The 22,298-nt window shown below is 71.9% G+C and carries 20 protein-coding genes; 8 read left to right on the top strand and 12 right to left on the bottom strand.

Annotation, left to right across the window (positions count from 1 at the left end):
- Both OP04_RS21915 and OP04_RS21910 read left to right on the top strand, forming a co-directional pair.
- Nucleotides 1–1,452, top strand: coding sequence for a ketol-acid reductoisomerase (locus OP04_RS21915; RefSeq protein ID WP_033341602.1), 1,452 nt, complete (start codon nucleotides 1–3; stop codon nucleotides 1,450–1,452).
- Nucleotides 1,449–1,880, top strand: a complete 432-nt coding sequence (locus OP04_RS21910) for an MEKHLA domain-containing protein (RefSeq protein WP_033341601.1) — start codon at nucleotides 1,449–1,451, stop codon at nucleotides 1,878–1,880. The genes OP04_RS21915 and OP04_RS21910 overlap by 4 nt, the downstream gene beginning before the upstream one ends.
- A 77-nt stretch (nucleotides 1,881–1,957) precedes the next feature.
- Here OP04_RS21910 and OP04_RS21905 read toward each other — a convergent pair whose 3' ends face one another.
- The 8 genes from OP04_RS21905 to OP04_RS21870 all read right to left on the bottom strand — a co-directional run bounded on the left by OP04_RS21905 (nucleotide 1,958) and on the right by OP04_RS21870 (nucleotide 11,507).
- The gene (locus OP04_RS21905) at nucleotides 1,958–2,521 is read right to left on the bottom strand and encodes a hypothetical protein (RefSeq protein WP_033341600.1); all 564 of its coding nucleotides are present in this window, start codon (nucleotides 2,519–2,521) and stop codon (nucleotides 1,958–1,960) included.
- A gap of 71 nt (nucleotides 2,522–2,592) precedes the next feature.
- A complete protein-coding gene (locus OP04_RS21900) occupies nucleotides 2,593–5,667 on the bottom strand; it encodes an AfsR/SARP family transcriptional regulator (RefSeq protein WP_085066660.1) in 3,075 nt (1,024 codons plus the stop codon).
- A gap of 146 nt (nucleotides 5,668–5,813) precedes the next feature.
- Nucleotides 5,814–6,185: a peptidase inhibitor family I36 protein gene (locus tag OP04_RS21895; RefSeq protein WP_198153928.1), complete on the bottom strand. Its 372-nt coding sequence runs from the start codon at nucleotides 6,183–6,185 to the stop codon at nucleotides 5,814–5,816.
- A gap of 19 nt (nucleotides 6,186–6,204) precedes the next feature.
- Nucleotides 6,205–7,068 carry a hypothetical protein gene (locus OP04_RS21890; RefSeq protein WP_033341598.1) on the bottom strand — a complete coding sequence of 288 codons (864 nt, stop codon included), beginning with the start codon at nucleotides 7,066–7,068 and terminating at the stop codon, nucleotides 6,205–6,207.
- A 201-nt stretch (nucleotides 7,069–7,269) separates the two neighbouring features.
- A complete protein-coding gene (locus OP04_RS21885; protein WP_033341597.1) occupies nucleotides 7,270–8,082 on the bottom strand; it encodes a carbohydrate ABC transporter permease in 813 nt (270 codons plus the stop codon).
- Nucleotides 8,075–9,043 carry a carbohydrate ABC transporter permease gene (locus OP04_RS21880; RefSeq protein ID WP_033341596.1) on the bottom strand — a complete coding sequence of 323 codons (969 nt, stop codon included), beginning with the start codon at nucleotides 9,041–9,043 and terminating at the stop codon, nucleotides 8,075–8,077. Before OP04_RS21880 ends, OP04_RS21885 begins: the two co-directional genes overlap by 8 nt.
- Nucleotides 9,040–10,314, bottom strand: a complete 1,275-nt coding sequence (locus tag OP04_RS21875; protein WP_033341595.1) for an ABC transporter substrate-binding protein — start codon at nucleotides 10,312–10,314, stop codon at nucleotides 9,040–9,042. Before OP04_RS21875 ends, OP04_RS21880 begins: the two co-directional genes overlap by 4 nt.
- 71 nt (nucleotides 10,315–10,385) lie before the next feature.
- Nucleotides 10,386–11,507, bottom strand: a complete 1,122-nt coding sequence (locus tag OP04_RS21870; RefSeq protein WP_033341594.1) for an ROK family transcriptional regulator — start codon at nucleotides 11,505–11,507, stop codon at nucleotides 10,386–10,388.
- Between the two features lie 78 nt (nucleotides 11,508–11,585).
- Here OP04_RS21870 and OP04_RS21865 point away from each other — a divergent pair, with 78 nt between their 5' ends.
- From OP04_RS21865 to OP04_RS21845, 5 genes are all read left to right on the top strand, one after another.
- Nucleotides 11,586–12,830 (top strand): Gfo/Idh/MocA family protein, encoded by a 1,245-nt coding sequence (locus OP04_RS21865; RefSeq protein WP_033341593.1) that lies wholly within the window; start codon nucleotides 11,586–11,588, stop codon nucleotides 12,828–12,830.
- 4 nt (nucleotides 12,831–12,834) lie between these two features.
- Nucleotides 12,835–13,875: an ROK family protein gene (locus OP04_RS21860; RefSeq protein WP_085066659.1), complete on the top strand. Its 1,041-nt coding sequence runs from the start codon at nucleotides 12,835–12,837 to the stop codon at nucleotides 13,873–13,875.
- Between the two features lie 107 nt (nucleotides 13,876–13,982).
- Entirely contained in the window at nucleotides 13,983–14,408 is a 426-nt protein-coding gene (locus OP04_RS21855; protein ID WP_033341592.1) for a DUF4259 domain-containing protein, read from the top strand.
- Nucleotides 14,409–14,425: 17 nt separating this feature from the next.
- Nucleotides 14,426–14,809, top strand: coding sequence for a hypothetical protein (locus OP04_RS21850; protein ID WP_232323685.1), 384 nt, complete (start codon nucleotides 14,426–14,428; stop codon nucleotides 14,807–14,809).
- An 80-nt stretch (nucleotides 14,810–14,889) separates the two neighbouring features.
- On the top strand, nucleotides 14,890–15,423 hold the full coding sequence (locus OP04_RS21845; RefSeq protein WP_033341590.1) for a hypothetical protein: 534 nt from the start codon (nucleotides 14,890–14,892) through the stop codon (nucleotides 15,421–15,423).
- Nucleotides 15,424–15,462: 39 nt separating this feature from the next.
- Here the strand turns inward: OP04_RS21845 and OP04_RS21840 are convergent, their stop codons facing one another.
- The 3 genes from OP04_RS21840 to OP04_RS56495 form a co-directional block, all read right to left on the bottom strand.
- Entirely contained in the window at nucleotides 15,463–15,852 is a 390-nt protein-coding gene (locus OP04_RS21840) for a MarR family winged helix-turn-helix transcriptional regulator (protein ID WP_198153927.1), read from the bottom strand.
- A 41-nt stretch (nucleotides 15,853–15,893) separates the two neighbouring features.
- Nucleotides 15,894–17,426: an MDR family MFS transporter gene (locus OP04_RS21835; protein WP_051798595.1), complete on the bottom strand. Its 1,533-nt coding sequence runs from the start codon at nucleotides 17,424–17,426 to the stop codon at nucleotides 15,894–15,896.
- Nucleotides 17,427–17,724: 298 nt separating this feature from the next.
- The gene (locus OP04_RS56495) at nucleotides 17,725–20,187 is read right to left on the bottom strand and encodes an FAD-dependent monooxygenase (protein ID WP_198153926.1); all 2,463 of its coding nucleotides are present in this window, start codon (nucleotides 20,185–20,187) and stop codon (nucleotides 17,725–17,727) included.
- Between the two features lie 101 nt (nucleotides 20,188–20,288).
- Here OP04_RS56495 and OP04_RS21825 point away from each other — a divergent pair, with 101 nt between their 5' ends.
- Nucleotides 20,289–20,741: a MarR family winged helix-turn-helix transcriptional regulator gene (locus tag OP04_RS21825; RefSeq protein WP_051798591.1), complete on the top strand. Its 453-nt coding sequence runs from the start codon at nucleotides 20,289–20,291 to the stop codon at nucleotides 20,739–20,741.
- 48 nt (nucleotides 20,742–20,789) lie between these two features.
- Here the strand turns inward: OP04_RS21825 and OP04_RS21820 are convergent, their stop codons facing one another.
- On the bottom strand, nucleotides 20,790–22,187 hold the full coding sequence (locus OP04_RS21820) for an FAD-dependent monooxygenase (protein ID WP_033341588.1): 1,398 nt from the start codon (nucleotides 22,185–22,187) through the stop codon (nucleotides 20,790–20,792).
- Nucleotides 22,188–22,298 lie beyond the last annotated feature (111 nt).

Below are 22,298 nucleotides of genomic sequence, written 5' to 3'. Positions count from 1 at the left end.
ATGGATTTCGAGACCGGCGTCTTCGACAAGGAGTACATAGCCCTGCACGGCGGCCGTGAGGCGATCGTGCGCGGTGGCCGTGACCTCTTCGCGCGGCTCCCGCGCGCGTTCGACGGCGTCAACCAGGTCGCGGTGATCGGCTGGGGACCGCAGGCCTCCGCCCAGGCCCAGAACCTGCGCGACTCACTGGACGGCAACGTCACGGTCGTGGTCGGCCTGCGCGACGGCTCCGCCTCCCGCGACGCGGCCCGCGCGGCCGGCTTCACCGAGGAGGACGGCACGCTCGGCGAGATGTTCGCCGTCATCGCGGCCTCGGACATGGTGCTGCTGCTCATCTCGGACGCGGCCCAGACGGCGCTGCACGAGCAGATCTTCGCGGCGCTGCGGCCCGGCACCACGCTCGGCCTGTCGCACGGCTTCCTGCTCGGCTACCTCGACCAGCGCGGCAGCCGGTTCCCGGACGGCATCGACGTGATCGCGGTCTGCCCGAAGGGGATGGGCGCGTCCGTGCGCGCGCTCTACCTGCAGGGTGCGGAGACGAACGGCGCCGGCATCAACGCCAGCTTCGCGGTCGAGCAGGACGCGACCGGGCACGCCGTGGACCGCGCGCTCGGCTGGGCGGTCGGGATCGGGGCGCCCTACACGTTCCAGACCACGCTGCGCTCGGAGTACCTGTCCGACCTCACCGGCGAGCGGTCGATCCTGCTCGGCGGCGTGCACGGCATCGTGGAGAGCCTCTACCGGCGCTTCCGCGCGCAGGGGCTCGACGAGACCGAGGCCTACCGGCACTCGGTGGACTGCGTGACCGGGCCGATCTCGCGCACGGTGTCCAAGGACGGCCTGATCGGCCTCTACCGGCGGCTCGAAGGACAGGACCGGGAGACCTTCGCGCGGGCGTACGCCGCGGCGTACCCGGTCGGGCTGGAGCTGACCCACGAGATCTACGACGAGGTCGCGTCCGGCAACGAGATCCGCAGCGTCATCCTGGCCGGAGAGCGGCTCGCCCGCTTCCCGATGGGCCGGATCGACCAGGCGGACATGTGGCGCGCGGGCGAGGTGGCGCGCCGCGACCGCGACGACGACACGATCCCGCTGGACCCGTTCACGGCCGGCACGTTCTGCGGCGTGATGATGGGGCAGATCGACACGCTGATCGAGAAGGGCCACCCGTACTCGGAGATCGCGAACGAGTCGGTCATCGAGGCCACGGACTCGCTCAACCCGTACATGCACGCGCGCGGCGTGTCGTACATGGTGGACAACTGCTCGACCACGGCCCGGCTCGGCGCGCGCAAGTGGGCGCCGCGGTTCGACTACCTGCTGACCCAGACCGCGTACCCCGCGACCGACCCGGACCTCACACCGGTCAAGGCGTTCGAGGAGCACCCGATCCACGAGGTGCTGCGCATCTGTGCGCGGATGCGGCCGTCCGTCGACATCTTCGTCCAGTGAACGAGTTCGCCGACGTCCTCGCCGACAGCTACCACGCGCTGGTCGGCGAGCCGCTGGTCCCGATCGGGCTGCGCGGCCTCGAGGCGGCCGAGTGGCTCTACGAGGCGCCGTTCGGCCTGCTGGCGCACGACACCGCGCCGGACCCGCTGTTCACCTACGCGAATCTGACCGCGCAGCAGCTGTTCGGCTACACCTGGGACGAGTTCCTCGGCCTGCCGTCCCGGCTGTCCGCGGGCACGCAGGACCAGGAGTCACGCCGGATCTTCATGGACTCGGTGCGCCTGAAGGGTTTCGCGGAGAACTACCGCGGCCCGCGCGTCACCAAGGACGGCCGCGCGTTCTGGATCGAGGACGTCACCATCTGGAACCTGCGTGGTGCGGACGGCACCCCCGCCGGTCAGGCCGCGTTGATCCGCCGCTGGACCTGAGGTGCCGGTCGGCGCCGGGCCCCCGACCCGGCGCCGGCCACACACCCCCAGATCAAGATCATGCGATGGTACGGAGGTCAGCCCAGCGTTTCGCAGATGTTCTTCGCGATGCGATAGGCCCCGGAGACGGTGCGGTAGTTGTCCGCCGAGATGTGGATGGACCACGCGGGCCCGTCGATCTCGTAGAAGCCGCGCGGCACGTTGCCCCGGCCCTCACGGAAGCCGACCAGCAGCGGCCCGTGGTTGACGTAGGTGAGCCCGCCGTCACTGTGATGGATCATGATGCTGCTGGCGCTGGCGTCGCCGATCATGGTCGCGCCGGTGTCGACGTTGGAGAGCCGGTAGACCAGCGCGCCGGTCCCGGCCTCGGTGTGCACCGACCCGTCCGGGTACCGGCTCAGCACCTTGTAGTAGACCTCGTCCTCGATCGGATCGCCGTGGACCGGGAAGTCACAGGTCACCCCGGCCGGGGCGTCGTACGGCGGGCTCGGTATCAGCACCCACCCGGACCCGGGCGGCGGCGTGGCGGTGGCGGTCTTCAGAAGCGTCGGTTCCGGCGGGACCGGGACGGCCTGGGCGGGCGCGCTCAGCGAGAGTGCGGTCAGGACGCCCGCCGCGAGGGCGATGGACAGTCGGCGCATGGTTGCCTCCTCTGATTCCTGACGCAGAGACGCGCTGGACACCGGGATCGGTTGTCCACGTCGGACATGTGTCAGCAGGGGACGTCCTGGCGCAGCAACGCGTCCAGCTCGGCCACCACGGCGGTGTGACCGAGCCGCCGGTGGATGGTCCGGGCCTCCTGCCGGGCACGCGCGGCCGCGGCCGGATCCGCCGGGGCCTGGGCGTCGCCGAGCGTGCGCAGCGCGTCCGCGAGGAACGCGTCCCAGCCGCGTTCCCGCCACAGCCGCACCGACGCCTCGAGGTGGGCGATCGCGCGGGACCGGTTGCCCTCGGCCAGTTCGACGGCGCCGAGCACGGCGAGCGCGTCCGCGGTGTGGTGCGGGAGGTTGTACTCGCGGGCCGTGGTCAGCGCCTCGGTGGCGTACCCGCGGGCGGCCGCGGCCGGCAGGTGGGCGCGGGCCAGCGTGAGCAGCGTCAGCACCTCGGCGTACCGGTCCCGGTAGCGGCGCAGGATCCGCAGCGACTCGTCCAGCGCCACGATCGCCGGACCCGGCCGGCCCGCCCGGGTGTGCAGCACGCCGATGAACTGCAGCACGGTCGCCACGTAGCGCTGGTTGCCCAGCTCCCGGGCCAGGCCGAGCGCGACCGTGAGATGGTGCTCCGCCTCGGCCAGCGCCAGCGACTCACCGTGCACGACCGCGCGGGCCACGTGCGCGCGGGCGCGTCCCCCGAGGTGGTCGTGCCGCTCGGCCAGCCGCAGCGCCTCGGCCGCCCGGTCGGCGGCCGCGGCGTAGTCGCCCCGCGCGGTCAGCGCCCAGGCCTGGTCCACGGCCGCGTCCGCGGTGCCGGGCCCGTGGCCGGCCTCGGTGAACAGCGCGGCGAGCAGGTCGGCGTCGCGCAGCATGCGGTCCATCGCGGCGCCCGGGTGGTCCGCCTCGTGCCAGGTGGAGAGCTCGATCAGGCCGCGCAGCATGACGGCCTCGCCGAGCCGGTGGCCCGCGGCGCGGCAGACCTCGCGGACCCGGTCGTTGGTGGCCCGCCAGTCGATGTAGACGCCACGGATGTCGAAGTACTTCTCCAGGCAGCCGGCCAGGTCGAACGCGGCCTCGACCTCGCCGGTGTCGCACGCGTGCCGGACCACGGCCAGCAGCGAGGCACGCTCGGCCGTGAACCAGTCGATCGGGTCCGCGTCGGCGAGCCCGGCCACCGTGACCAGCGGGAAGGTGCCGTGGACGGCCGCGTAGCAGGGGCCGGGTATGCGTGCGGACATCCGGCGGGCCAGGCCGAGGTAGGCGCCGAAGCCGATGCGCAGCACTTCCGTACCCCCGTGCGGCTCTTCGTGCTGTGCACGCTCGCGCAGGTAGAGCCGGACCAGGTCGTGGAAGCGGTAGCGGGCCGCGCCGGCCGCGTCGGTGCCGGCGTCGAGCAGCAGGTGCGCGTCCACCAGGCGTTCCAGCAGGTCCTCGGCCGCGGGGAGCGGCACGCCGGCGACGGCCGCGGCCAGCCAGGACGGCAGGTCCGGCACGGTGAACAGGCTGAGCCGGCGGGCGAGGCGGCGGCCCGGCTCGCCGACCGCGCGGTAGCTGGCCGCGAGCGAGGTCCGCACGGCCAGGTCACCGGCGACCAGGTGATCGAGGCGCCGCTGCTCGTTGCGCAGCGCCGTGGCCAGCCGGGACATCGGCCAGGTCGGACGGGACCGCAGCCGGGCGCCGGCGATGCGCACGGCGAGCGGCAGCCGGCCGACCAGGCGTAGGATCGCGGTGCTCTCGGCCGGTTCGCGGGCGACCCGCTGCGGCGCCACGACGCGGCCGAGCAGTGCGACCGCCTCCTCGTCGGAGAACACACCGAGCTGGACGCGATGCGCGCCGTCCAGGCCGTCGAGGCCGGCACGGCTGGTCACCAGCGCGGTCGACGAGCCGTCGCCGGGCAGCAGCGGGCGGATCTGCGCCTCGTCCGCGGCGTCGTCCAGCACCACCAGCACGCGCCGGCCGGCCATCCTCGACCGGTACGCGTCCGCGCGCGCGGTCAGGTCGATCGGGATCGCGCGCTCGTCCACGCCGAGCGCGCGCAGGAAGCGGGCCAGCACGTCGCCGGGCTCGACCGGGTGCGCGTCGGTGCCGCGGAGGCTGGCGTAGAGCTGGCCGCCGGGGTAGTCGGCGAGCGCGCGGTGCGCGGCGTGGACCGCGAGGGTGCTCTTGCCGACGCCGCCCATGCCGGTGATCGTGACGACCGGGAGCGGTGTGCCGGCCGGGGTGAGCACGGTGCCGAGGCGGTCCATCTCGTCGGTGCGGCCGGTGAAGTCGACGATGTCGGGCGGCAGCAGCGCGGGCACGACGGTCTCCTCGGCCTGGGCGTCCTTCTCCGGCCGCACGGCGAGGTCTCCCTCGGGCCGGCCCGCGGTATCACCGTCAGAGTCGTCCCCGACCGGCGGCTCGGCGTCGTCGCGGAGGATCGCGCGTTCCGCGTCGAGGAAGGCCTGGCCCGGCGTGAGGCCGTGCTCGCCGGAGAGGAAGCCGCGCAGCTCACGGGCGGCCGCCAGCGCGTCCGCCCGGCGCCCGCAGCGGTGCAGCGCCAGCATCAGCGCGATCCACAGCCGTTCCCGGGTCGGCTCGTCCGCGGCGGCCCGGACCAGCTCCGGCACGATCTCCCGATGCCGGCCCAGCTCCAGCTCCGCGTCGAACAGGTTCTCCGTGGCGACGAGCCGTTCCTCGTCGAGCTGCCGCCGGGCCGCGCCGACGTAGGCGCCGGCCGCGTCCGCCAGCGCGGTGCCGCGCCACAGCGCGAGCGCCTGCCGTAGCAGCGGCACCCGTTCCGCGGCCGGTGCCGCACGGGCGCGGGCGGTCAGCGCGCCGAAGTGCAGGTGGTCGAGCTCGTCCGGCCCGGCGCGCAGCACGTAACCACCGCTGCGGCTCTGCAGATCCAAGCGGCCGCGGCCGGCGCGGCGCAGCGCGGAGATGTCGGCCTGCAGCTGCGAGCGGGCGGTGGCGGGCTCGGCGCCGCCCCACATCGCCTCGGCCAGCGCCTCGACCGTGACCACGCGGCCCGCGTTGAGCAGCAGGTAGCCGAGGACGGCCCGGTGGCGGGGGCGTGCGACCGGGGCCGCCTCGTCGCCGAGCCACACCTCCACGCCGCCCAGGATCCGGTAGCGCACGGCATGGGGTGGCATCGAAAGCAGACTATCGCTACAGGTGGCCGGAAATCGGTGTTTTGTTGGATTTCCGATCGTGCGCGCGGACGCGCCGCCCGGCGCAGGAGGCCGGGCGGCGCGGTTCAGGCCGTGTCAGGTGCACCCTCGTGTCGCACCGGGCGCGATCAGCAGGAGTGGACCCACAGGTGGGAGCTGTAGTCGTTGTCGTCCATGCCCGCGTCGTAGGTCTCGCCCGGAAGCACGCAGATGTCGAAACCCCGGTAGTCGACGTCGTCGTAGACGTTGACGTTGTCCGGGACGGTCGAACTGGACAGCGCGTTGTTGAACACCGACTCGGCGTCGTCGTTCATGCTCCCCCAGTTGGAGGAGCTGCCCTGCCACTCGCGGATCGTGCCGGAGAAGCCGTCGTTGCTCCAGGCGCAGAACGCGCCCCGGTCACAGTCGTTCAGCCCGGCGCTGGCGCTGCTGGGCGACATCACGAGTGCGGCCGCGACCAGGGACAGCCCGGCGAACAGGCTGGTGATGACCTTCTTCATGTGCATGTCCTCTCTCGGTTCAGGATTCGGCCAGGATCTGCCCGGCCGTGGGAAGTGCCGTGCGTTCGTACCGGTGCAGGGTGTTGATCTCGGTGGTGAACCTCCTCTCCGCGTCGGGCCGGTACCGCTGGTCGAGCGCGCCGACCGTCCCGGTGAACCCGGTGGTCACGGCGCAGCCGGCCTCGGTCTCGGCGGCGTGGATCTCCGGTGCCGCGGGTGGGCCCGGAAGCTCGGTGGTGACGAGCGCGCGCAGTTCCTGCGGTGTGGAGGCGGCGTAGCCGTGTGCCCGCACGCAGGCGCCCCACTCGGACAGCGCGGTGACGTACTCGGGCGCGCGGGTCACCTGCCCGGCCACGTAGTTGTCGACGTGGTCGACGATGCGCCGCGCCCGGTACCAGCCCTGCAGGTCGCCGAAGAGCGTGCGGTGCGACTCGGCGCGGCAGCCGTTGTCCGGTGCGGACAGCCGGCCCGCGTCCGGCAGGTCGACGGTCAGCTGGTTCCCGGCACCCATCAGCCTGTACTGCCAGGCCTTGCGCCGGGCGGGTGACAGCGCGGCCAGATTGCCGTCGTTGACGTCGTGTGCGGTCTCGTCGCGGCGGCCGGTCAACGCGCCGTAGCCGTGCTCGCGGGCATAGCCGACGTCGTCGAGCACGTAGCGGAACTGCCGGTCCTCGACCGGTGGTGGCTGCTCGGCGTAGGCGAAGCCGTGCGCGTGCATGCATTGTGCGATCAGGCGCTCCGAGGCCTGCCGGAGCGTTTCCTGCTCGGCCGCGGTCAGCGCCGGCGTGGGCTCACCGGATCCGGAGTCGCCGGATCCGCATCCGGCCGTCAGCGCGCCGAGCGCGACGCCGGCCGCGATCAGTGCTGCCAGCGAGCGTGCCATGGCTGCCTCCGTCCGTCGCGTCCCCTGTCGTCAGCGCCGGTCCGGCGCTGATTCGATGGTTCGCCACGGCGCTGACACGCCTCGCATGTCCGCGGCATCCGTCCGGCATACGCCCGCTATGCGGCCCCTCCAACGATCGAGGCGTCATTCACGTCGCCGGAACGACAGGAATGACGCCTCGCTCACGGGCTCGGGAAGCGCTCAGCCCTTGGTGCCGGTGAACGCGATGCCCTGCACGAACTGGCGCTGCATGACCACGAAGACCGCGATGACCGGCAGCGACGCCAGCAGCGACCCGGCCATCAGCACCGGGTAGTCCGTCATGAACTGGCCCTGCAGCGACGCCAGGCCCGCGGAGAGCGTCATCTTCTCCGGGTCGTTGTTGACCACCAGCGGCCAGAAGAAGTCGTTCCAGGACCAGATGGTGGTGAGGATGCCGAGCGCGACCAGTCCGGGCCGGGCCAGCGGCAGCATGATGGACCACCAGATGCGCAGCGGGTTCGCGCCGTCCAGCCGGGCCGCCTCGTCCAGCTCGACCGGCAGCCCGAGGAAGAACTGGCGCAGCAGGAACGTGCCGAACGCGCTGAACAGACCGGGAACGATCAGCGCGGGCAGGCTGTTGAGCCAGCCGAGGCGCGCGATGATCTCGTACTGCGGGATGATGAACAGCTGCGGCGGCACCATCAACACGGACAAGAAAATGCCGAAAATGAAGGTACGACCGGGGAAACGCAGCCGGGCGAACGCGTACGCCGCCATCGAGCAGAACAGCACCTGGCCGATCGCCCGCGCGCCGGTCATCAGCACCGTGTTCAGGAACTGCTGACCGAACGGGATCAGGTCGAAAATCTGCGCGTAGTTCTGCCATCGCCAGTCCGGTGCCAGCGTCGGCGGCACCTGCGTGGCGTGGTGCAGCGTCTTGAGCGAGGTCAGGAACTGCCAGATGAACGGCGCGACCATGCCGAGCGCGCCGAGCGCCAGCAGGACGTGGACCAGCACGCGTGACCTACGCATAGGTGACCCACTTCTTCTGCAGGCGGAACTGCACCGCGGTGAGGACGACGATGATGACCAGCAGCAGCATGGCGATCGCGGCGCCGTACCCCTTGTCGTTGGTCTGGAAGGCCTTGGCGTAGAACAGGTAGACGATCGTCTCGGTGCTGGGGAACGCCGGGTTCGCGCGCGAGCTCTGGCTCGATCCGCCCATCAGCACGTAGACCAGGTCGAACAGCTGGAGCGAGCCGATCACGGAGATGACCGAGATGAAGAAGATGGTCGGCGAGAGCAGCGGCACCGTGATCCGGAAGAACTGTGCGATCGGTCCGGCGCCGTCCAGCGACGCGGCCTCGTAGTAGTGCTTCGGGATGGACTGGATGCCGGCGATGAAGATGACCAGGTTGTAGCCGAGGCCCATCCAGATGCCGACCACGACCATGGCGTAGAGCGCGGTCGCCGGGTCCGCGATCCAGTGCGGTCCCTCGATGCCGACCAGCGACAGCAGGTAGTTGATGATGCCGAAGTCGCCGTTGTAGAGCCACTTCCAGATCATCGCGACCGCGACCGGCGTGGTGACGACCGGCAGGAAGAAGAACGTCCGGTAGATCGCCACGCCGCGCAGGCCGGGCCGGCTCAGCAGCGCGGCGAAGACCACCGCGATCGGCACGCCGACCAGGCCGAGGACGGTGTATTCGACCGTGTTGAGCAGCGCGGTCCCGACCTCGGGGTCGCTGAACATCTCGCGGTAGTTCTCCAGGCCGATCCACTCGGCCGCGCCGCCGAACGGCCCGGTCTTGGTGAAGCTCAGGTAGGCGGTCTGGAGCACCGGCCAGAGGTAGAAGACGAGCAGTCCGATGCCGGTGGGCGCGACCAGCGCGTACCCCCAGGCCGCTTCTGCCCGTCGGCCCTTGCTCTTGCTTGTGCGGGCCGGCGCCGCGGCTTTCACCGCGGCGCCGGCTTCCTGCGACGAGACGCTCATTCCTTGGCGAGGCTTTCGTCCATGGCCTTGGCCAGCTCCGTGGCGGCGGCCGCGACGTCCTTCTGCTGGTTCCAGGCGGGCGTCAGGTAGGTGGTCTCCAGCTCCTGCCAAGCGGCCGTGTTGCGGGAGATCGGGTAGGCCACCGCGTTCGGGACCTGGTCCAGGAACGCGGCCTGCAGGTTGAGCTCCGGGTGGGCGGCGGCCCAGCCGGCCTGGGTGCCGTTGTAGGCCGGGATGACGCCGCTCTTGCCGAGCTGCTCCGCCGCGGTCCGGCCGCCGAGGAACTTCACGAACTTCCAGGCCGCGTCCGGGTGCGCGCTCTTCGCCGAGACCACGTTGACCAGGCCGTGAATGACCGTGGCGGACTTGACGCCCTTGGGCAGCGGCGCCGCGGCGACGCGGGTCTTGGTGTACTCGTTCGCGGTGAACTCCGCGACGTTCCACGAGCCGCCGTAGTACATCGCGGTCTTGCCGGACTCGAAGAGGTTGAGCGGCACCGTGTCCGTCATGGTCTTGAGGTCCGGGGAGTAGCCGTCCTTGATCAGGTCGGTCCAGAACTTCAGGCCCTCGATGGTGGCCGGATCCGCGTAGCCGGCCTTCTTGCCGTCCGCGGAGATGACCGAACCGCCGGCCTGGAAGATCGTGTTGTACTGGTACTCCTGCGCCGACGAGAGGTTCGCGCCGATCGCGTACTGACCCTTGCTCTTGTCGGTCAGCTTCGCCGCGGCCTGCTTGAACGTGTCCCACGTCCAGGTCGCGTCCGGGTAGCCGACGCCCGCCGCGTCGAACAGCTCCTTGTTGTACCAGAGCCCCACGGTGTCGAAGTCCTTCGGCAGGCCGTAGTGCTTGCCCTCGACGGTGTAAAGATCAATAAGCGCCTGGGGGTACGACGAGAGGTCGACCTTGTCCGCGGCGATCTTCTCGTCCAGCGGCGCGAGGACGCCGTTGGTGGCGTAGAGCTGGTAGTTCGGCCCGTTCATCCAGAAGACGTCGGGCGCGGCGCCGCCGGTCGCGGCCGCCTTCATCTTCGTCCAGTACGTCTCCCACGGGGTGAGCTGGACGTCGATCGTGATGTTCGGGTTCTCCGCGGTGAACGCGGTGGCGAGCTGCTGCATCGCGGGGACCTGGTTCTTGTCCCAGACCGCGTACGACAGCGTGACCTTCGCGTTCGGGTCGTCATTTCCGGTATCGCCACCGCCGCATGCCGCCGTGGCCATCATCAGGGCAGCGACACCCAGCAGGGCACCCGCCCGTCGTCCAATCCATGCCATGGATAGTCCTTCCGCACCGGCCCTGTCAGCCGTCAGGGTTGGGACTATTAATGGTGTCCACAGAAAGTTTGTCAAGACTTCAAACGAGCGGCCTCCCCGAACATCGCCCGCTCGGCATGGTCCAGCGCCAGGCGCACTGCACCCAGAGCGACACTTTCCTCACCGAGTGTAGATGCTCGGACCTCCGGCGTGCGGATGCACTGCTTGTCGAGCTCGCGTCGCAACGGCTCCAGCAGCACGTCCGCCGACCGGGAGAAACCGCCGCCCAGCACCACCATCTGCGGATCCAGCGCCAGGACCAGCGCGGCCGTGCCCACGGACAGGTCCTTGACGTAGCGGCGCACCGCCCCGAGCGCGCGCCGGTCACCGGCCCGCGCGGCCGCGAACAGGTCGCCGACCTCGCCCTCCCAGGTGGCCAGGTGGTCCTGCGCGCGGATCCAGCCGGCCGCGGGCAGCGCGCCCATCTCACCGGCCGCGCCCGCGAACCCGCGGTGCAGCTTGCCGTCGATCACCAGGCCGAGGCCGGTGCGCAGGCCGGCGAGCAGATAGATGAAGTCCTTGGCATACCGCGCGACGCCCCGCCACTGCTCCGCGAGCGCGGCCAGGCGGCTGTCGTTGTCCACCAGGACCGGTGCCTGGATCTTCTTACCGAAATGTTCCGCCAGGTTGAGGCCGGTCCACTCCGGGATCGCGACCGAGAGCACCACCTTGCCGGTCGGGTCCACCAGGCCGCTGCTGGCCACGCCCGCGCCCCACAGATCGGCCGGGTCCACGCCGCTGTCGCGCAGGCAGGTGTCCACCACCTCGTCCGCCGCGGCCAGGCGCTTCTCCCGGCCGGCCGAGTCCGGGACCTCGGCCTGCGCGCGCCCGAGCACGGTGCCGTCCAGGTCCGTGACCAGCGCGCGGACCCGGTGCGCGCCGATGTCCACGCCCAGAGCGTGGCCGGCGTCGCCACGGAACCGGTAGCGCCGCGCCGGGCGGCCCATCACGCCCGCGACCGGCGGCACCTCGGCCACCCGGCGCTGCGCGATCAGGTCGTCCACCACGTCCTCGGTCGAGGCGCGGGACAGGCCGGTGCGTTTGGCCAGCTCGGTGAGGGTCATCGGCTCCGCGCCACGCAGCACGCGCAGCGCGGTCTGCGTGTTGAGCTGCCGCAGCCGCGACAGGTCGCCGCCGAGGATCTCATCCGACATCCGGCTCCTCCTTGGATCTCTCTTGACAAGGCTGCCTCGCACGCCACTAATTGTGGAGACCATAGAAAGTGAGACAACGTGAATCAGGTCAGCTTAGTGGTCGTGGGCGCCGGGCTCCGAGGTCAGGGCTACGCGCGTCGCGCGGTCGCCGGCGGTGCCGCGCGGGTGGTCGCCGTGGCCGAGCCGGACGAGGGACGCCGTTCGCGATTCGCGGCCGAGTACGGCCTCGAACCCTCCGCGCTCTTCCACGACTGGGAGTCGCTCGCCGCCGCCGGAAAGCTCGCGGACGCCGCGATCGTGGCCACGCCGGACCGGGTGCACACCGGCCCCGCCCTCGCGCTCGCGGACCTGGGTTATCACCTGATGCTGGAAAAGCCGATGGCACCGACCGAGGACGAGTCGATCGCGATCGCCGACGCCGTGTCCCGAAATAAGGTCATTTTTGCACTCTGTCATGTTCTTCGGTATACCGAGTACACGAAGACCGTGAAGGAGCTGCTCGACGGCGGCCGGATCGGGCAGCTGATGAGCGTGCAACACCTGGAGCCGGTCGGCTGGTGGCACCAGGCCCACTCGTTCGTGCGCGGCGAGTGGAGCAACAGCCGCACCTCCTCCCCCATGCTGCTGGCCAAGGCCTGCCACGACATCGACTGGCTGCTCTACCTGATCGGCAGCCCGGTCGCCCGCGTCCACTCGTTCGGGCGGCTCTCCCACTTCCGGCCCGAGTCCCGGCCGGCCGGCGCCACGGCGCGCTGCCTCGACTGCCCGATCGAGCCCACCTGCCCGTACTCGGCGAAACAGCTCTACCTCGGCTGCCTCGGCGACCCGGACCGCGAGTTCTGGCCGCTCTCCGCCGTCACCGCCGACCACACCGAGGCCGGGGTGCTGACCGCACTGCGCGAGGGCCCGTACGGCCGGTGCGTCTACGACAGCGACAACGACGCGGTCGACCACCAGGTGGTCAGCATGGAGTTCGCCGACGGAGTGACCTGCTCGTTCACGATGACCGCGTTCAGCCCGTTCGAGCAGCGCAAGACCCGCTTCTTCGGCACCCACGGCTACATCGACGGCGACGGCGCCACGCTGCGCATCGTCGACTTCCGCACCGGCGCGGACTCGGTCATCGAGATCGGCGCGTCCGACGGCATCTCCGCCGACCACACGGACGCCGACCACGCACTGACCGACGCGTTCCTGGCCGCGGTCGCCACCGACGACCCGTCACTGCTGCTCTCCGACGCGGGCGCCAGCCTGGCGAGCCACCGGGTGGTCTGGGCGGCGGAACGCGCCCGCCACACGGGCACCGTCGTCAGCATGGCCTGACGCCATGGCCTCGACCAGCACGCCCTCCGGCAGCGACGCAGGCGGCGCGATCGCAGGCGGCGACGCAGGCGGCGCGATCGCAAGCGGCACCGGCACGACGACCGCGGCCGGCGGCAGCGCGGTCCGGATCGCCGCCAACGCCGGCCGCGGCGAGGTGATCGCCGTCGACGTGGGCGGCACCAGTATGAAGTGCGCGATCGTCGGCCCGGACGGCGTGCCCCGCACGCTCTTCCGCCGCCCCACCGGCCGTGAGCACGGCCCGGACGCGGTCGTCGCCGCGCTGCTCGACGTGGCCGCGGGCCTGGCCGCCGACTGCGAGGACACGCCGGTCGCCGCCGGGATCGTGGTCCCCGGCTTCGTCGACGAGCAGGCCGGCATCGCCCGCTACTCCGCGAACATCGGCTGGCGGGACGTGCCGCTGCGCGCGCTGCTGCGCGACCGGCTCGGCCTGCCGATCGCGCTCGGCCACGACGTACGCGCCGGCGGCCTGGCCGAGGCCCGCGCCGGCAATCATGGCGACGCGCTGTTCGTCCCGCTCGGCACCGGCGTCGCCGCCGCGCACGTGGTCGACGGCATCGCGATCGCCGGCGCGCACGGCATCGCCGGCGAACTCGGCCACATCATCGTCCGCCCCGGCGGCCCCGCCTGCGGATGCGGCCGCCGCGGCTGCCTGGAGGCGATCATCGGCGCCCCCGCGGTGGCCCGCGCCTACAGCGCCCTGACCGGCCACGACCTTCCCGTGGCCGAGATCGCCACCCGCGCCGCCACCGGCGACCCCGACGCCGCCACCGTCTGGACCGGCCTGATCGACGCGCTGGCCGACGGCCTGCTCACCGCGATCGCGCTGCGCGACCCCGAGGTCATCATCCTCGGCGGCGGCCTCGCCGAATCCGGCGACACCCTCTTCATCCCGCTGCGCGCCACCCTCGCCACCCGCAACGGCCCGCTTCCCCTGCCGCCACTCCTTCCCGCCCTCCTCGGCGAGAACGCCGGCGTCCTCGGCGCCGCCCACCTGGCCCGCGACCTGCGAGACCGCACCGTCTGACACGCAGGTTTCCACTCGCGTCCCGGTGGGCCTGGTCGGCTCGGAGCCCGCTGGACGGACGATGAGATGATCGGCCGCGACATGACCACCGATATGGGGGATCGCTCGTGGGAACCTGGGATTTCGGGCCGCTGGACAACGACACCGCGGCCGATTGGTGCGGAGACCTGCGGGAGGCGCCGGCCGCCCGCCGCCTGGAACTGATCCGCACCGCCTTGACCGCCGCCGCGGACCACGATGCCGCCGCCTACCTGGACGACACCATCGGTGACCGGGCCGTAGCCGCCGCGGCGGTCCTCGCCGCGCAGCTACCCGGCGGCCCGCCGCTCGACTCCGCCTACGGTCCGGCCTTCCTGACCGACGGTGTCAGCACCGGCCTCCCGGCCGACCTTCCGGCGCTGGCGATACGCGCCCTGGACCGGGTCGACGGCGACAACTCCGAAATCCGCGAGAACTGGGAGGACGGCTACCCCAAGGTCCTCGAGCGGCGCAGCCCCTTCCGCACCGCACTCGAGCGCGCCGCCGCGTCGTGACGGTCGAGCGTCTGACCGTGCGGTGGCGGCGCGAGGTCGCGGAGCAGGAAGCCGCGGTCGCGGCCGGAACGCTCAGCGACGATGAAGCCTATGCGGCGCGAGCCTGGCCGCCGGAATTCATCTCCGGCGTCGATGCCGCGCTGGCCGTGTTCGAGCGGGATGTCGCCGCGCTGAGCGACATTGCCCCGGACGAGGCCGTCTGGGCCGCGGTCGAGCACGTCGTGCTCGCCCTCAACGACATCGACGCCCCGCCCGGCCACGCCATCGACACGATCACCCGCGAGGAGCTGTGCGATCACATCGACGACGTCGTGGCCGCCGCAGGCATCGACGTCGAGTCGCTGACCGCACGCCGCGACTGCGCCGGTGGCTCCCTGGCTGACGAGTGGCGCGATTGGTAGGGCAAAGCCGGGGTGGCGTGCCCCCGCTATCGTCGCGGCTCCCGCCGTGCGCGGGGCAGGAACGACCGCGGAGGTACGACGTGCGACAGCTCAGCCCCGACGAACTCGATCAGCTGTTCCGGTCCAACCGGAACCTCAAGATCTCCATGTGGACGCTGCTGGGCGTGCTGGTCCCGGCGCTGATCGGGCTGTCATTCGTCGGCATCAACCTCGCCGTCACGGGAGCGACCGGCGCGTTCATCGGCGGTCTGCTGCTCATCCCGCAGCAGTCGCTGCTGCGGCGGCTCGGGCTCAGCGGTCCGGAGGCGCGGGCGATCCTGGAGGCCGAGCGGGAGCGCCGGTCCGGAGCGGCGCAACAGCCGCCGGAGGTGCGGGCCGCCCGCGATCGCCGCTTCGGGCATGTCTACCTGGTCATCGGCCTGGCCTGCGCGGTGCTGCTCATCGTGTGCATGAGCTACTTCTTCCCGAAGGCCGGGCAGACCACGGTGGAGGGCGAGCCGGGCGACCCCTGGTTCGGGATCAGCTTCTTCGTCGGGTTCGCCTCGCTCATCGCCGCCCCGAGCTTCATCTCCGCGGCCCGGCAGCGCTACGCCCAGGCCAAGACGTACCGGTGACGGCGCGACCCCGGCGCGGCCTGAGCCGCGCCGGGGATGTCACCCGAGCGTGCGGTTGTACTCCGCGAGCAGGCGCACGAACCCGGTGAGCTGCTCGTCCGGCCACTCGCTGAGCCGGTCGTCCCGGTGCCGGCGGATCGACGCGGTCAGCTCGGCCATCCGGTGCACCGCCTCGTCGCTGGCCGAGACGACCGTGGCACGGCCGTCCGTGGGGTCGGGCGCGCGCACGATCAGCCCCAGCTCGTCCAGGTGGGTCAGCAGACGGCTGACCGCGCCCTTGTCCAGCGCGAACGTCTCCACGATCGCGCTGGCCCGGGCCGGGCCGTGCTCGCCGAGCCAGGCGAGGATGAGGTACGCGTTCGGCTGGAGGCCCGGGTGCACGCCCCGGGCCTTCGCGTCGAAGACGCACTTGAGCCGCCGATGCAGCACGCCCAGCTCGCCCTCGAGGCGGCGTAGGTCGTCGGCCCTGGTCAGCTGCTCGCCACCTTCACCGCGGCGGGCGTCTCCGGCACCGCGTGCACGGCCGTGCGCAGCGGGATCTCCTTGATGAAGACCACGCAGAGCAGCCCGAGCGCGGCGAACGGCGCGGACACCAGGAACAGCTCCGCGATCGACGCGCCGAACGCGTGTTCGAACACGGCGCGGATCGGCGCCGGGAGCGTGGCCAGGTCCGGGATCCCGGCGCTCTGCCCGCCGGTCGGCGCGACGCCGAGCGCGGTCAGCCCTTCCGTCACCTTCGCCGTGACCTGCGGGGACAGCACCGCACCGAGCGCGGACACGCCGATCGTGCCGCCGAGCGAGCGGAAGAACGCGACGACGGAGCTGGCCGCGCCGAGGTCGGCCGGGGCGGCCACGTTCTGCACCGGGAGCACCAGGTTCTGCATGGAGGCGCCGACGCCGGTGCCGAGCACGGCCATGTAGACGCCGACCAGGACCAGGTTGGTGCGCTCGTCGATGGTGCCGAGCAGTACGCAGCCGGCCAGCACCAGGATCATGCTGACGATCAGCCAGATCTTCCACTTGCCGCTGTTGCTGATCATGCGGCCGCTGACGATGCTGGAGACGAGCAGGCCGCCGACCATCGCGATCGACATCAGGCCGGCCTCGGTCGGGGACATGCCGCGCGCGAGCTGGAAGTACTGGCTGAGGTAGACCGTGGACGCGAACATCGACACGCCGACGAACACGGACGCGAGCGTGGCCAGCGTGATCGTGCGGTCCCGGAAGAGCCGCAGCGGCACGACCGGCTCGGCCGCGACGCGCGCCTCGACGTAGGTGGCGGCCGCGAGCAGCAGCAACGCGCCGCCGAGCACGAGCGCGCTGGTGGCGGAGACCCAGTCGAACTGCTTGCCGGCCAGCGACACCCAGACCAGCAGCAGCGAGACGCCGCCGATGATCAGCGCGGAACCGAGGTAGTCGATGCGCGCCTCCCGCTTGATCACGGGCAGGTGCAGCGTCTTCTGGAGCAGGATGAACGCGACGATACCGAACGGGAGGCCGATGAAGAAGCAGCCACGCCAGCCGAGCGGGCTGTCCGCGACCAGGCCACCGATCAGCGGCCCGGTGACGGTCGCGGCCGCGAACACCGCACCCATGTACCCCGAGTACTTCCCCAGGTCACGCGGGCTGACCATGCTCGCGATCACGATCTGGACCAGCGCCATCAGGCCGCCGACCCCGAGCCCTTGCAGCACGCGCGCGCCGATCAGCACCTCCATGTTCGGCGCGAGCGCCGCGACCAGCGACCCGGCCAGGTAGATCGACAGCGCGAGCTGGACCAGCAGCTTCTTGCTGAACAGGTCGGCCAGCTTGCCCCACACCGGCGTGGTCGCGGTCATCGCCAGCAGCGTCGCCACCACCACCCACGTGTAGCCGGTCTGGCTCCCCTCAAGGTCCGTGACGATGCGCGGCAACGCATTCGTCACCACCGTGCTGGAGATCATCGCCACGAACATGGCCAGCAGCAGCCCCGACAGGGCCTCAAGTATCTGCCGGTGCGTCATGGGCGCGGGCGGAGCGGAAACGTCTGACACCGGTGCTCGATTCATCGCGAAAAGGTTGAGTTTTGTCAACCATAGAGGGTGTGGTCGACGCGAATCCACCCTGGGGCGACCCCGGACCCCGGCCCTGACGCACTCGCGATGGGCGGCGCGCCACCCGCTTCGCGAAGATCCGGATCCAATTCATTTCCCGCTTCCGGCGTGGTCCGGCAGCGCTGCTCCCGCGGGCAAACCTCGCGCCGGGCTCCGCTGGCGCTCCGCACGACGCGAGGAGCCGGTCACGCCGTGGTCCGGCACACCATCAGGCGTGCACCGCGTCCGCGGAGTCGATCGCCAGGGCGGAGTGGACGGTGCCACGGCTGATCCGCCAGCCGGCGTCCGTGCGGCGGAAGGTGGCCTCGAGGATGCCGAAGACCTGCCTGGCCCGGTCGTCACTGGAGGTGGCGATGCGCATCTGCCAGGCGCCGGCCGCGGTGTCGCCGGAAACCGCGATGATCGGGTTCAGGTAGGCGTGCTGGGAGACGTCGTGGACGACCTGCTCGCGCACGCCGCTGATCAGCAGGTCGACGCCCTGGCCTTGCTGCGGCGTCCCGCCGGTCATGGACCACTCGACGTCCTCGGTGAAGATCTCCCGCAGTCGGTCGGCCTGGACCTGCTTACCCGGCCAGCCGCTGTCGACGATCCACGCCCACCGCGACACCAGCGTCCGCAGCTCCTCCAGATCCTCCAGCCGCCGCAGCCGCTCCTCCACGGTGGGCGCCGGCGCCCCACCGGGCACCGTCCCGTTCACCACCGCCCCGCCGGACGTCGCGCCGCCGGACGCTGACCCACTGGACGCCAGCCCGCTGACCGCCGGCCCGCCGGACGTCTGCGCGCTGGACGTCGGCGCGCTGGACGTCGGCGCGCTGGACGTCTGCGCGCTGGACGTCGGCGCGCTGGACGTCGGCGCGCTGGATGCTGCCGCCACGTGGCTGAACGCCGAGGTCAACGCGCCCGCGGGGTCGGCCGGGAGCGTGGTCGCGCGCCAGGCCACGTAACCGTCCGGGCGGACGAGGGACGCACCGGACGCGGTGATGCCGAACGCCTTCGTGATGCCCTCGTCGCGGCGGGTCGGGGCGAACGCGGCCACGATGCGGGCGAACCGGTCCGGGCTCAGCTCCTTCTTGGCCATCGGGCGCAGCGCGGTCAGCGTCATCCGGCGGAAGCGGTTCCACTGCGGGTGCGTGCGCATCTCCGGCACGACCTCGTCCATGACGTGCGCACCGCGTACGTCCGCGAAGATCTCCTCGATGGGTGTGTCGTCCACGGACAGCACGGTCGGCGCATCCGCGGAGGCACCGTCCCCGACCAGGGCGAACGTGAGCGGCACGGCGGTCCGGGCGCTCGCGGAGCCGACGGCGGCACGCCAGCGCGGGTCCTCGGAGAGCAGCACCCACCCGCGGCCGACCAGATCGAGCGTGGAACCGGTTCCCACCGGCACGTGCGGCGCGCGGGTGCCGGGCTGGCCCGCCCACTCGGCCGGGCGCAGCGCCGGGGGCAGCACGTCGGCCGCGCCGATGACCGCGGACGAGCGCAGCAGCTGGCCCAGCTCGATCGCGGCGGACGGGAGGATCGCGGACGGGACGACCGTACCGCCGAAGACCGCGAAGTCGGGGCGGTTGACGGTCTGCTGGTAGCGCAGCAGCGCGATCGGCCGGCGCTCCCGGTCGTAGGTGTCCAGCAGGCGGGGCGCGGACTCGCCGGCGAGCACGGCGGCCAGCTTCCAGGCGAGGTTGTGCGCGTCCTCGATGCCGGTGTTCGCGCCGAACCCGCCCCGGTTCGGCGGCAGCGTGTGCGCGGCGTCGCCGGCCAGGAAGACGCGGCCGGCCCGGAACGTGTCCGCGATCAGCGCACTGACGCTCCACGCGCCGGTCGCGAGGATCTCCGGGCGGCCGTCCGGCGTGCCCATCGCGCGGTTGATCAGCGGGATCAGGTTCTCCGGCGCGAAGTCCTTCTCGTCGTTGACGTAGAGCAGCCAGGTGTTGTCGAAGCCGCGCCCGATCATGGCGTCCAGGCCGGGCTGCTCGATCCGGTACTGCGAGACGCCCCGCGACCGGGCCTCCCGCACCCGGGCCTCGACCGCGTCCGCGACCGGCGCGCGGAACGTGACGCTGCGCATCTCCGGCAGGTGTCCCTGTCCGCTGCGGCCGATCCCGAGCGCTTCCCGGACCGGGCTGCGGTTGCCGTCGGCCGCGATCAGGTAGCGGGCCCGGATCGTGTGCGCGGTACCGTCCTCGCCGGTCAGGCGTGCGGTGACGCCGGCGTCGTCCTGGGTCGCGCCGGTCAGCGTGGTGGCGAACCGGACGTCCGCGCCGAGGGCGGTGGCGCGGTCGCGCAGCAGCGGGTCGAGCAGGCTCTGCGGCAGCCAGGCGTGCCGTTGCGTGGAGAGCGCGCTCATGTCGTCCTCCCCCTGGTCCGCGCTCCAGGGCAGCTCCTCGAACCAGGTGCCGGAGATGCTCTCGACGCGCATCCGCTTCGGCGGGCCGCCCGCGACGGTCCCGGTGGGCACCATGCCGCTGACCGCCTCGGCCATCCGGTCGGCGATGCCGGCGGCGGCGAAGATCTCCATGGTGCGTGGTGTCCAGCCGACCGCGCGCGGATGCAGGCCGGTGCCGGGGTGCCGCTCGACCAGGATCGTGCGGACGCCGTGGCCGGCGAGCAGCACGGCCGCGGTCAGTCCGACCGTGCCACCGCCTACCACCAGGACGTCTGTGGAGTTACGCATGGTCATCCACTCCTCACGCTGAATACATAGCCTGCTATGATGTTGGTCGGACCGCGGCGCCGCCGCGGTCTCGGCACAGGACTCACAATACATAGGGTGCTATGGAAAGCAACGATCTCTGGTCGAGCGGATTCGTGGCCGAACCCACGTTCTGGATCAACCACGCGTCGCGGCTCATCATGCGCGAGTTCGAGCAGCTGTTGCGGCCGCTCGGGTTCGGCACCGCGTACCTGCCGGTGGTGATGCTGCTCGAACAGCACAGGGAGCTGCAACAACGGCAACTGGCGGACTTCGTGCGCGTGGAGCAGCCGACGATGGCCGCGCTGCTCACCCGGATGCAGCGGGACGGGCTCATCGTGCGCACACCGCACCCGACCGACGCGCGGTCGAGCCTGATCTCGCTCTCGCCGAAGGCGCTGGAGCGGCTGCCGGAGGTCATGGCCGTGCTCGGTGACGGCGTCGGACGGGCGCTCGACGGCGTACCGGAGGAGGATCGCGCGGCGCTCCAGCGCATCCTCCGCATCGTCGTCACGAACCTCGGCGGCATCCCGTGACCCGGTGATCAGGGCGTCCCGAGGCCGGGTACGCCCTGATCAGCGCGCTCAGCTGGCAGGGCCGCCGAACCAGCGGGACAGGGCCGCGTCCAGGTCGTGCTGGTCGTCGCCGATCCACGCGACGTGGCCGTCCGGGCGCAGCAGGAGAGCCGGGGCCTCCAGTGCGGCGGCCGGGTCGGCGACATGATCGACCCGGTCCGGCCACGCGTCGGCGTGCAGGTGGCCGGTGCGGTCCAGCAGCAGGCCACGGCCGTGACGCAGCAGGTCGAAGAGGCGGCCCTGCTTCAGGTCGAGGTCGGGCAGGCGGCGGCCGAGCAGGTCGGGGCCGGGGCCGAGGTCGTACCGGATGCCGGTTGCGGTGATCTTCGCGGTGAGGTGGCGGTTGACCTCGTCGAAGTCCATCAGCTCGGTCAGCAGCCTGCGGGCGGCGGCCGGGCCGGGGCCGTCGGCCAGCAGGGCGGTCTGGGCGCGGGTGTTGTCCAGCACGCCGGCGGCGACCGGGTGGCGTTCGGCGTGGTAAGTGTCCAGCAGTGCGGGCGGCGCCCAGCCGCGGACCTGCGCGGCCAGCTTCCAGCCGAGGTTTACCGCGTCCTGGATCCCGAGGTTGAGGCCCTGGCCGCCGATCGGTGGGTGGATGTGGGCGGCGTCGCCGGCCAGCAGGACCCGGCCGGCACGATAGCGCTCGGCCAGGCGGGTGGCGTCGCCGAAACGGGACAGCCAGCGCGGGGAGTGCACGCCGAAGTCGGAGCCGGCGAGGGCCTGAAGTTGCCGGCGGAAGTCGTCCAGGACGGGCGCTTCGGAGCGGTCGGTGACGCCACCGGCGGGGACGATGACGCGGTAGACGTCCGTGCCGACGGGGCGGATGCTGACGCGCCGGTCGCGGATGGTCGTGGGCGGGCTGCTCGCCGCCATCTCGCCCATCAGCGTGTCGTTGCGCGAGGGCTCGCCGGGGAAGGCGATGCCGAGCTGTTTGCGGACGGTGCTGCGGGCGCCGTCGCAGCCGACGAGGTAGCGGGCGCGCAGGTGTTCGCCGTCGGCGAGGGTGACGGTCACGCCGGTGTCGTCCTGGGTGACGGTGGTGACGGTGACGCCGCGGCGGACCTGGGCGCCGAGGGCGATCGCGTGGTCCTCGAGCAGGTGCACGACGACCGGCTGCGGGATGCCGAGCAGGTAGGCCTGGGCGGAGTCCAGGTTGCCGGGCGCGGGCTTGTCGATCGCGGCGAAGTAGGCGCCGGCGGGACGTTTGCGGCCGTGGACGAGGAGGCGGTCCAGGAGGCCACGCATCGCCATCAGTTCGAGGCTGCGGGTGTGCAGGCCGACGATGCGGGCGAACGAGGCGGGCTCGGTGTCGCGGTCCAGGACGAGCGTGCGGATGTCGTGGAGGCGCAGTTCGGCGGCGAGCATGGCGCCGGTGGGGCCGCAGCCCGCGATGATGACGTCGAACATGGGTGGTGCCTTTCGGGAGTGGCTCTGGGCGCTCCCGGCGACACCTACGTCTATCGCCGGACCAGGACGAGAAGGGGGAGCTCCCGTGTCGATATGTCGTTCATGCGGGGC

Source organism: Catenuloplanes japonicus (assembly GCF_000717135.1).
Classification (GTDB): Bacteria; Actinomycetota; Actinomycetes; order Mycobacteriales; family Micromonosporaceae; genus Catenuloplanes; species Catenuloplanes japonicus.
The sequence above is the reverse complement of the archived record's forward strand: the minus strand, read 5'-3'. Positions and strand labels throughout refer to the sequence as shown.

Excerpts from the sequence above, each read along its gene's own strand:
- OP04_RS21915 (WP_033341602.1), top strand. The coding sequence starts at position 1 with ATGGATTTCGAGACCGGCGTCTTCGACAAGGAGTACATAGCCCTGCAC.
- OP04_RS21905 (WP_033341600.1), bottom strand. The coding sequence starts at position 2,521 with ATGCGCCGACTGTCCATCGCCCTCGCGGCGGGCGTCCTGACCGCACTC.
- OP04_RS21900 (WP_085066660.1), bottom strand. The coding sequence starts at position 5,667 with ATGCCACCCCATGCCGTGCGCTACCGGATCCTGGGCGGCGTGGAGGTG.
- OP04_RS21895 (WP_198153928.1), bottom strand. The coding sequence starts at position 6,185 with ATGAAGAAGGTCATCACCAGCCTGTTCGCCGGGCTGTCCCTGGTCGCG.
- OP04_RS21890 (WP_033341598.1), bottom strand. The coding sequence starts at position 7,068 with ATGGCACGCTCGCTGGCAGCACTGATCGCGGCCGGCGTCGCGCTCGGC.
- OP04_RS21885 (WP_033341597.1), bottom strand. The coding sequence starts at position 8,082 with ATGCGTAGGTCACGCGTGCTGGTCCACGTCCTGCTGGCGCTCGGCGCG.
- OP04_RS21880 (WP_033341596.1), bottom strand. The coding sequence starts at position 9,043 with ATGAGCGTCTCGTCGCAGGAAGCCGGCGCCGCGGTGAAAGCCGCGGCG.
- OP04_RS21875 (WP_033341595.1), bottom strand. The coding sequence starts at position 10,314 with ATGGCATGGATTGGACGACGGGCGGGTGCCCTGCTGGGTGTCGCTGCC.
- OP04_RS21870 (WP_033341594.1), bottom strand. The coding sequence starts at position 11,507 with ATGTCGGATGAGATCCTCGGCGGCGACCTGTCGCGGCTGCGGCAGCTC.
- OP04_RS21860 (WP_085066659.1), top strand. The coding sequence starts at position 12,835 with ATGGCCTCGACCAGCACGCCCTCCGGCAGCGACGCAGGCGGCGCGATC.
- OP04_RS21835 (WP_051798595.1), bottom strand. The coding sequence starts at position 17,426 with ATGACGCACCGGCAGATACTTGAGGCCCTGTCGGGGCTGCTGCTGGCC.
- OP04_RS56495 (WP_198153926.1), bottom strand. The coding sequence starts at position 20,187 with ATGCGTAACTCCACAGACGTCCTGGTGGTAGGCGGTGGCACGGTCGGA.
- OP04_RS21825 (WP_051798591.1), top strand. The coding sequence starts at position 20,289 with ATGGAAAGCAACGATCTCTGGTCGAGCGGATTCGTGGCCGAACCCACG.
- OP04_RS21820 (WP_033341588.1), bottom strand. The coding sequence starts at position 22,187 with ATGTTCGACGTCATCATCGCGGGCTGCGGCCCCACCGGCGCCATGCTC.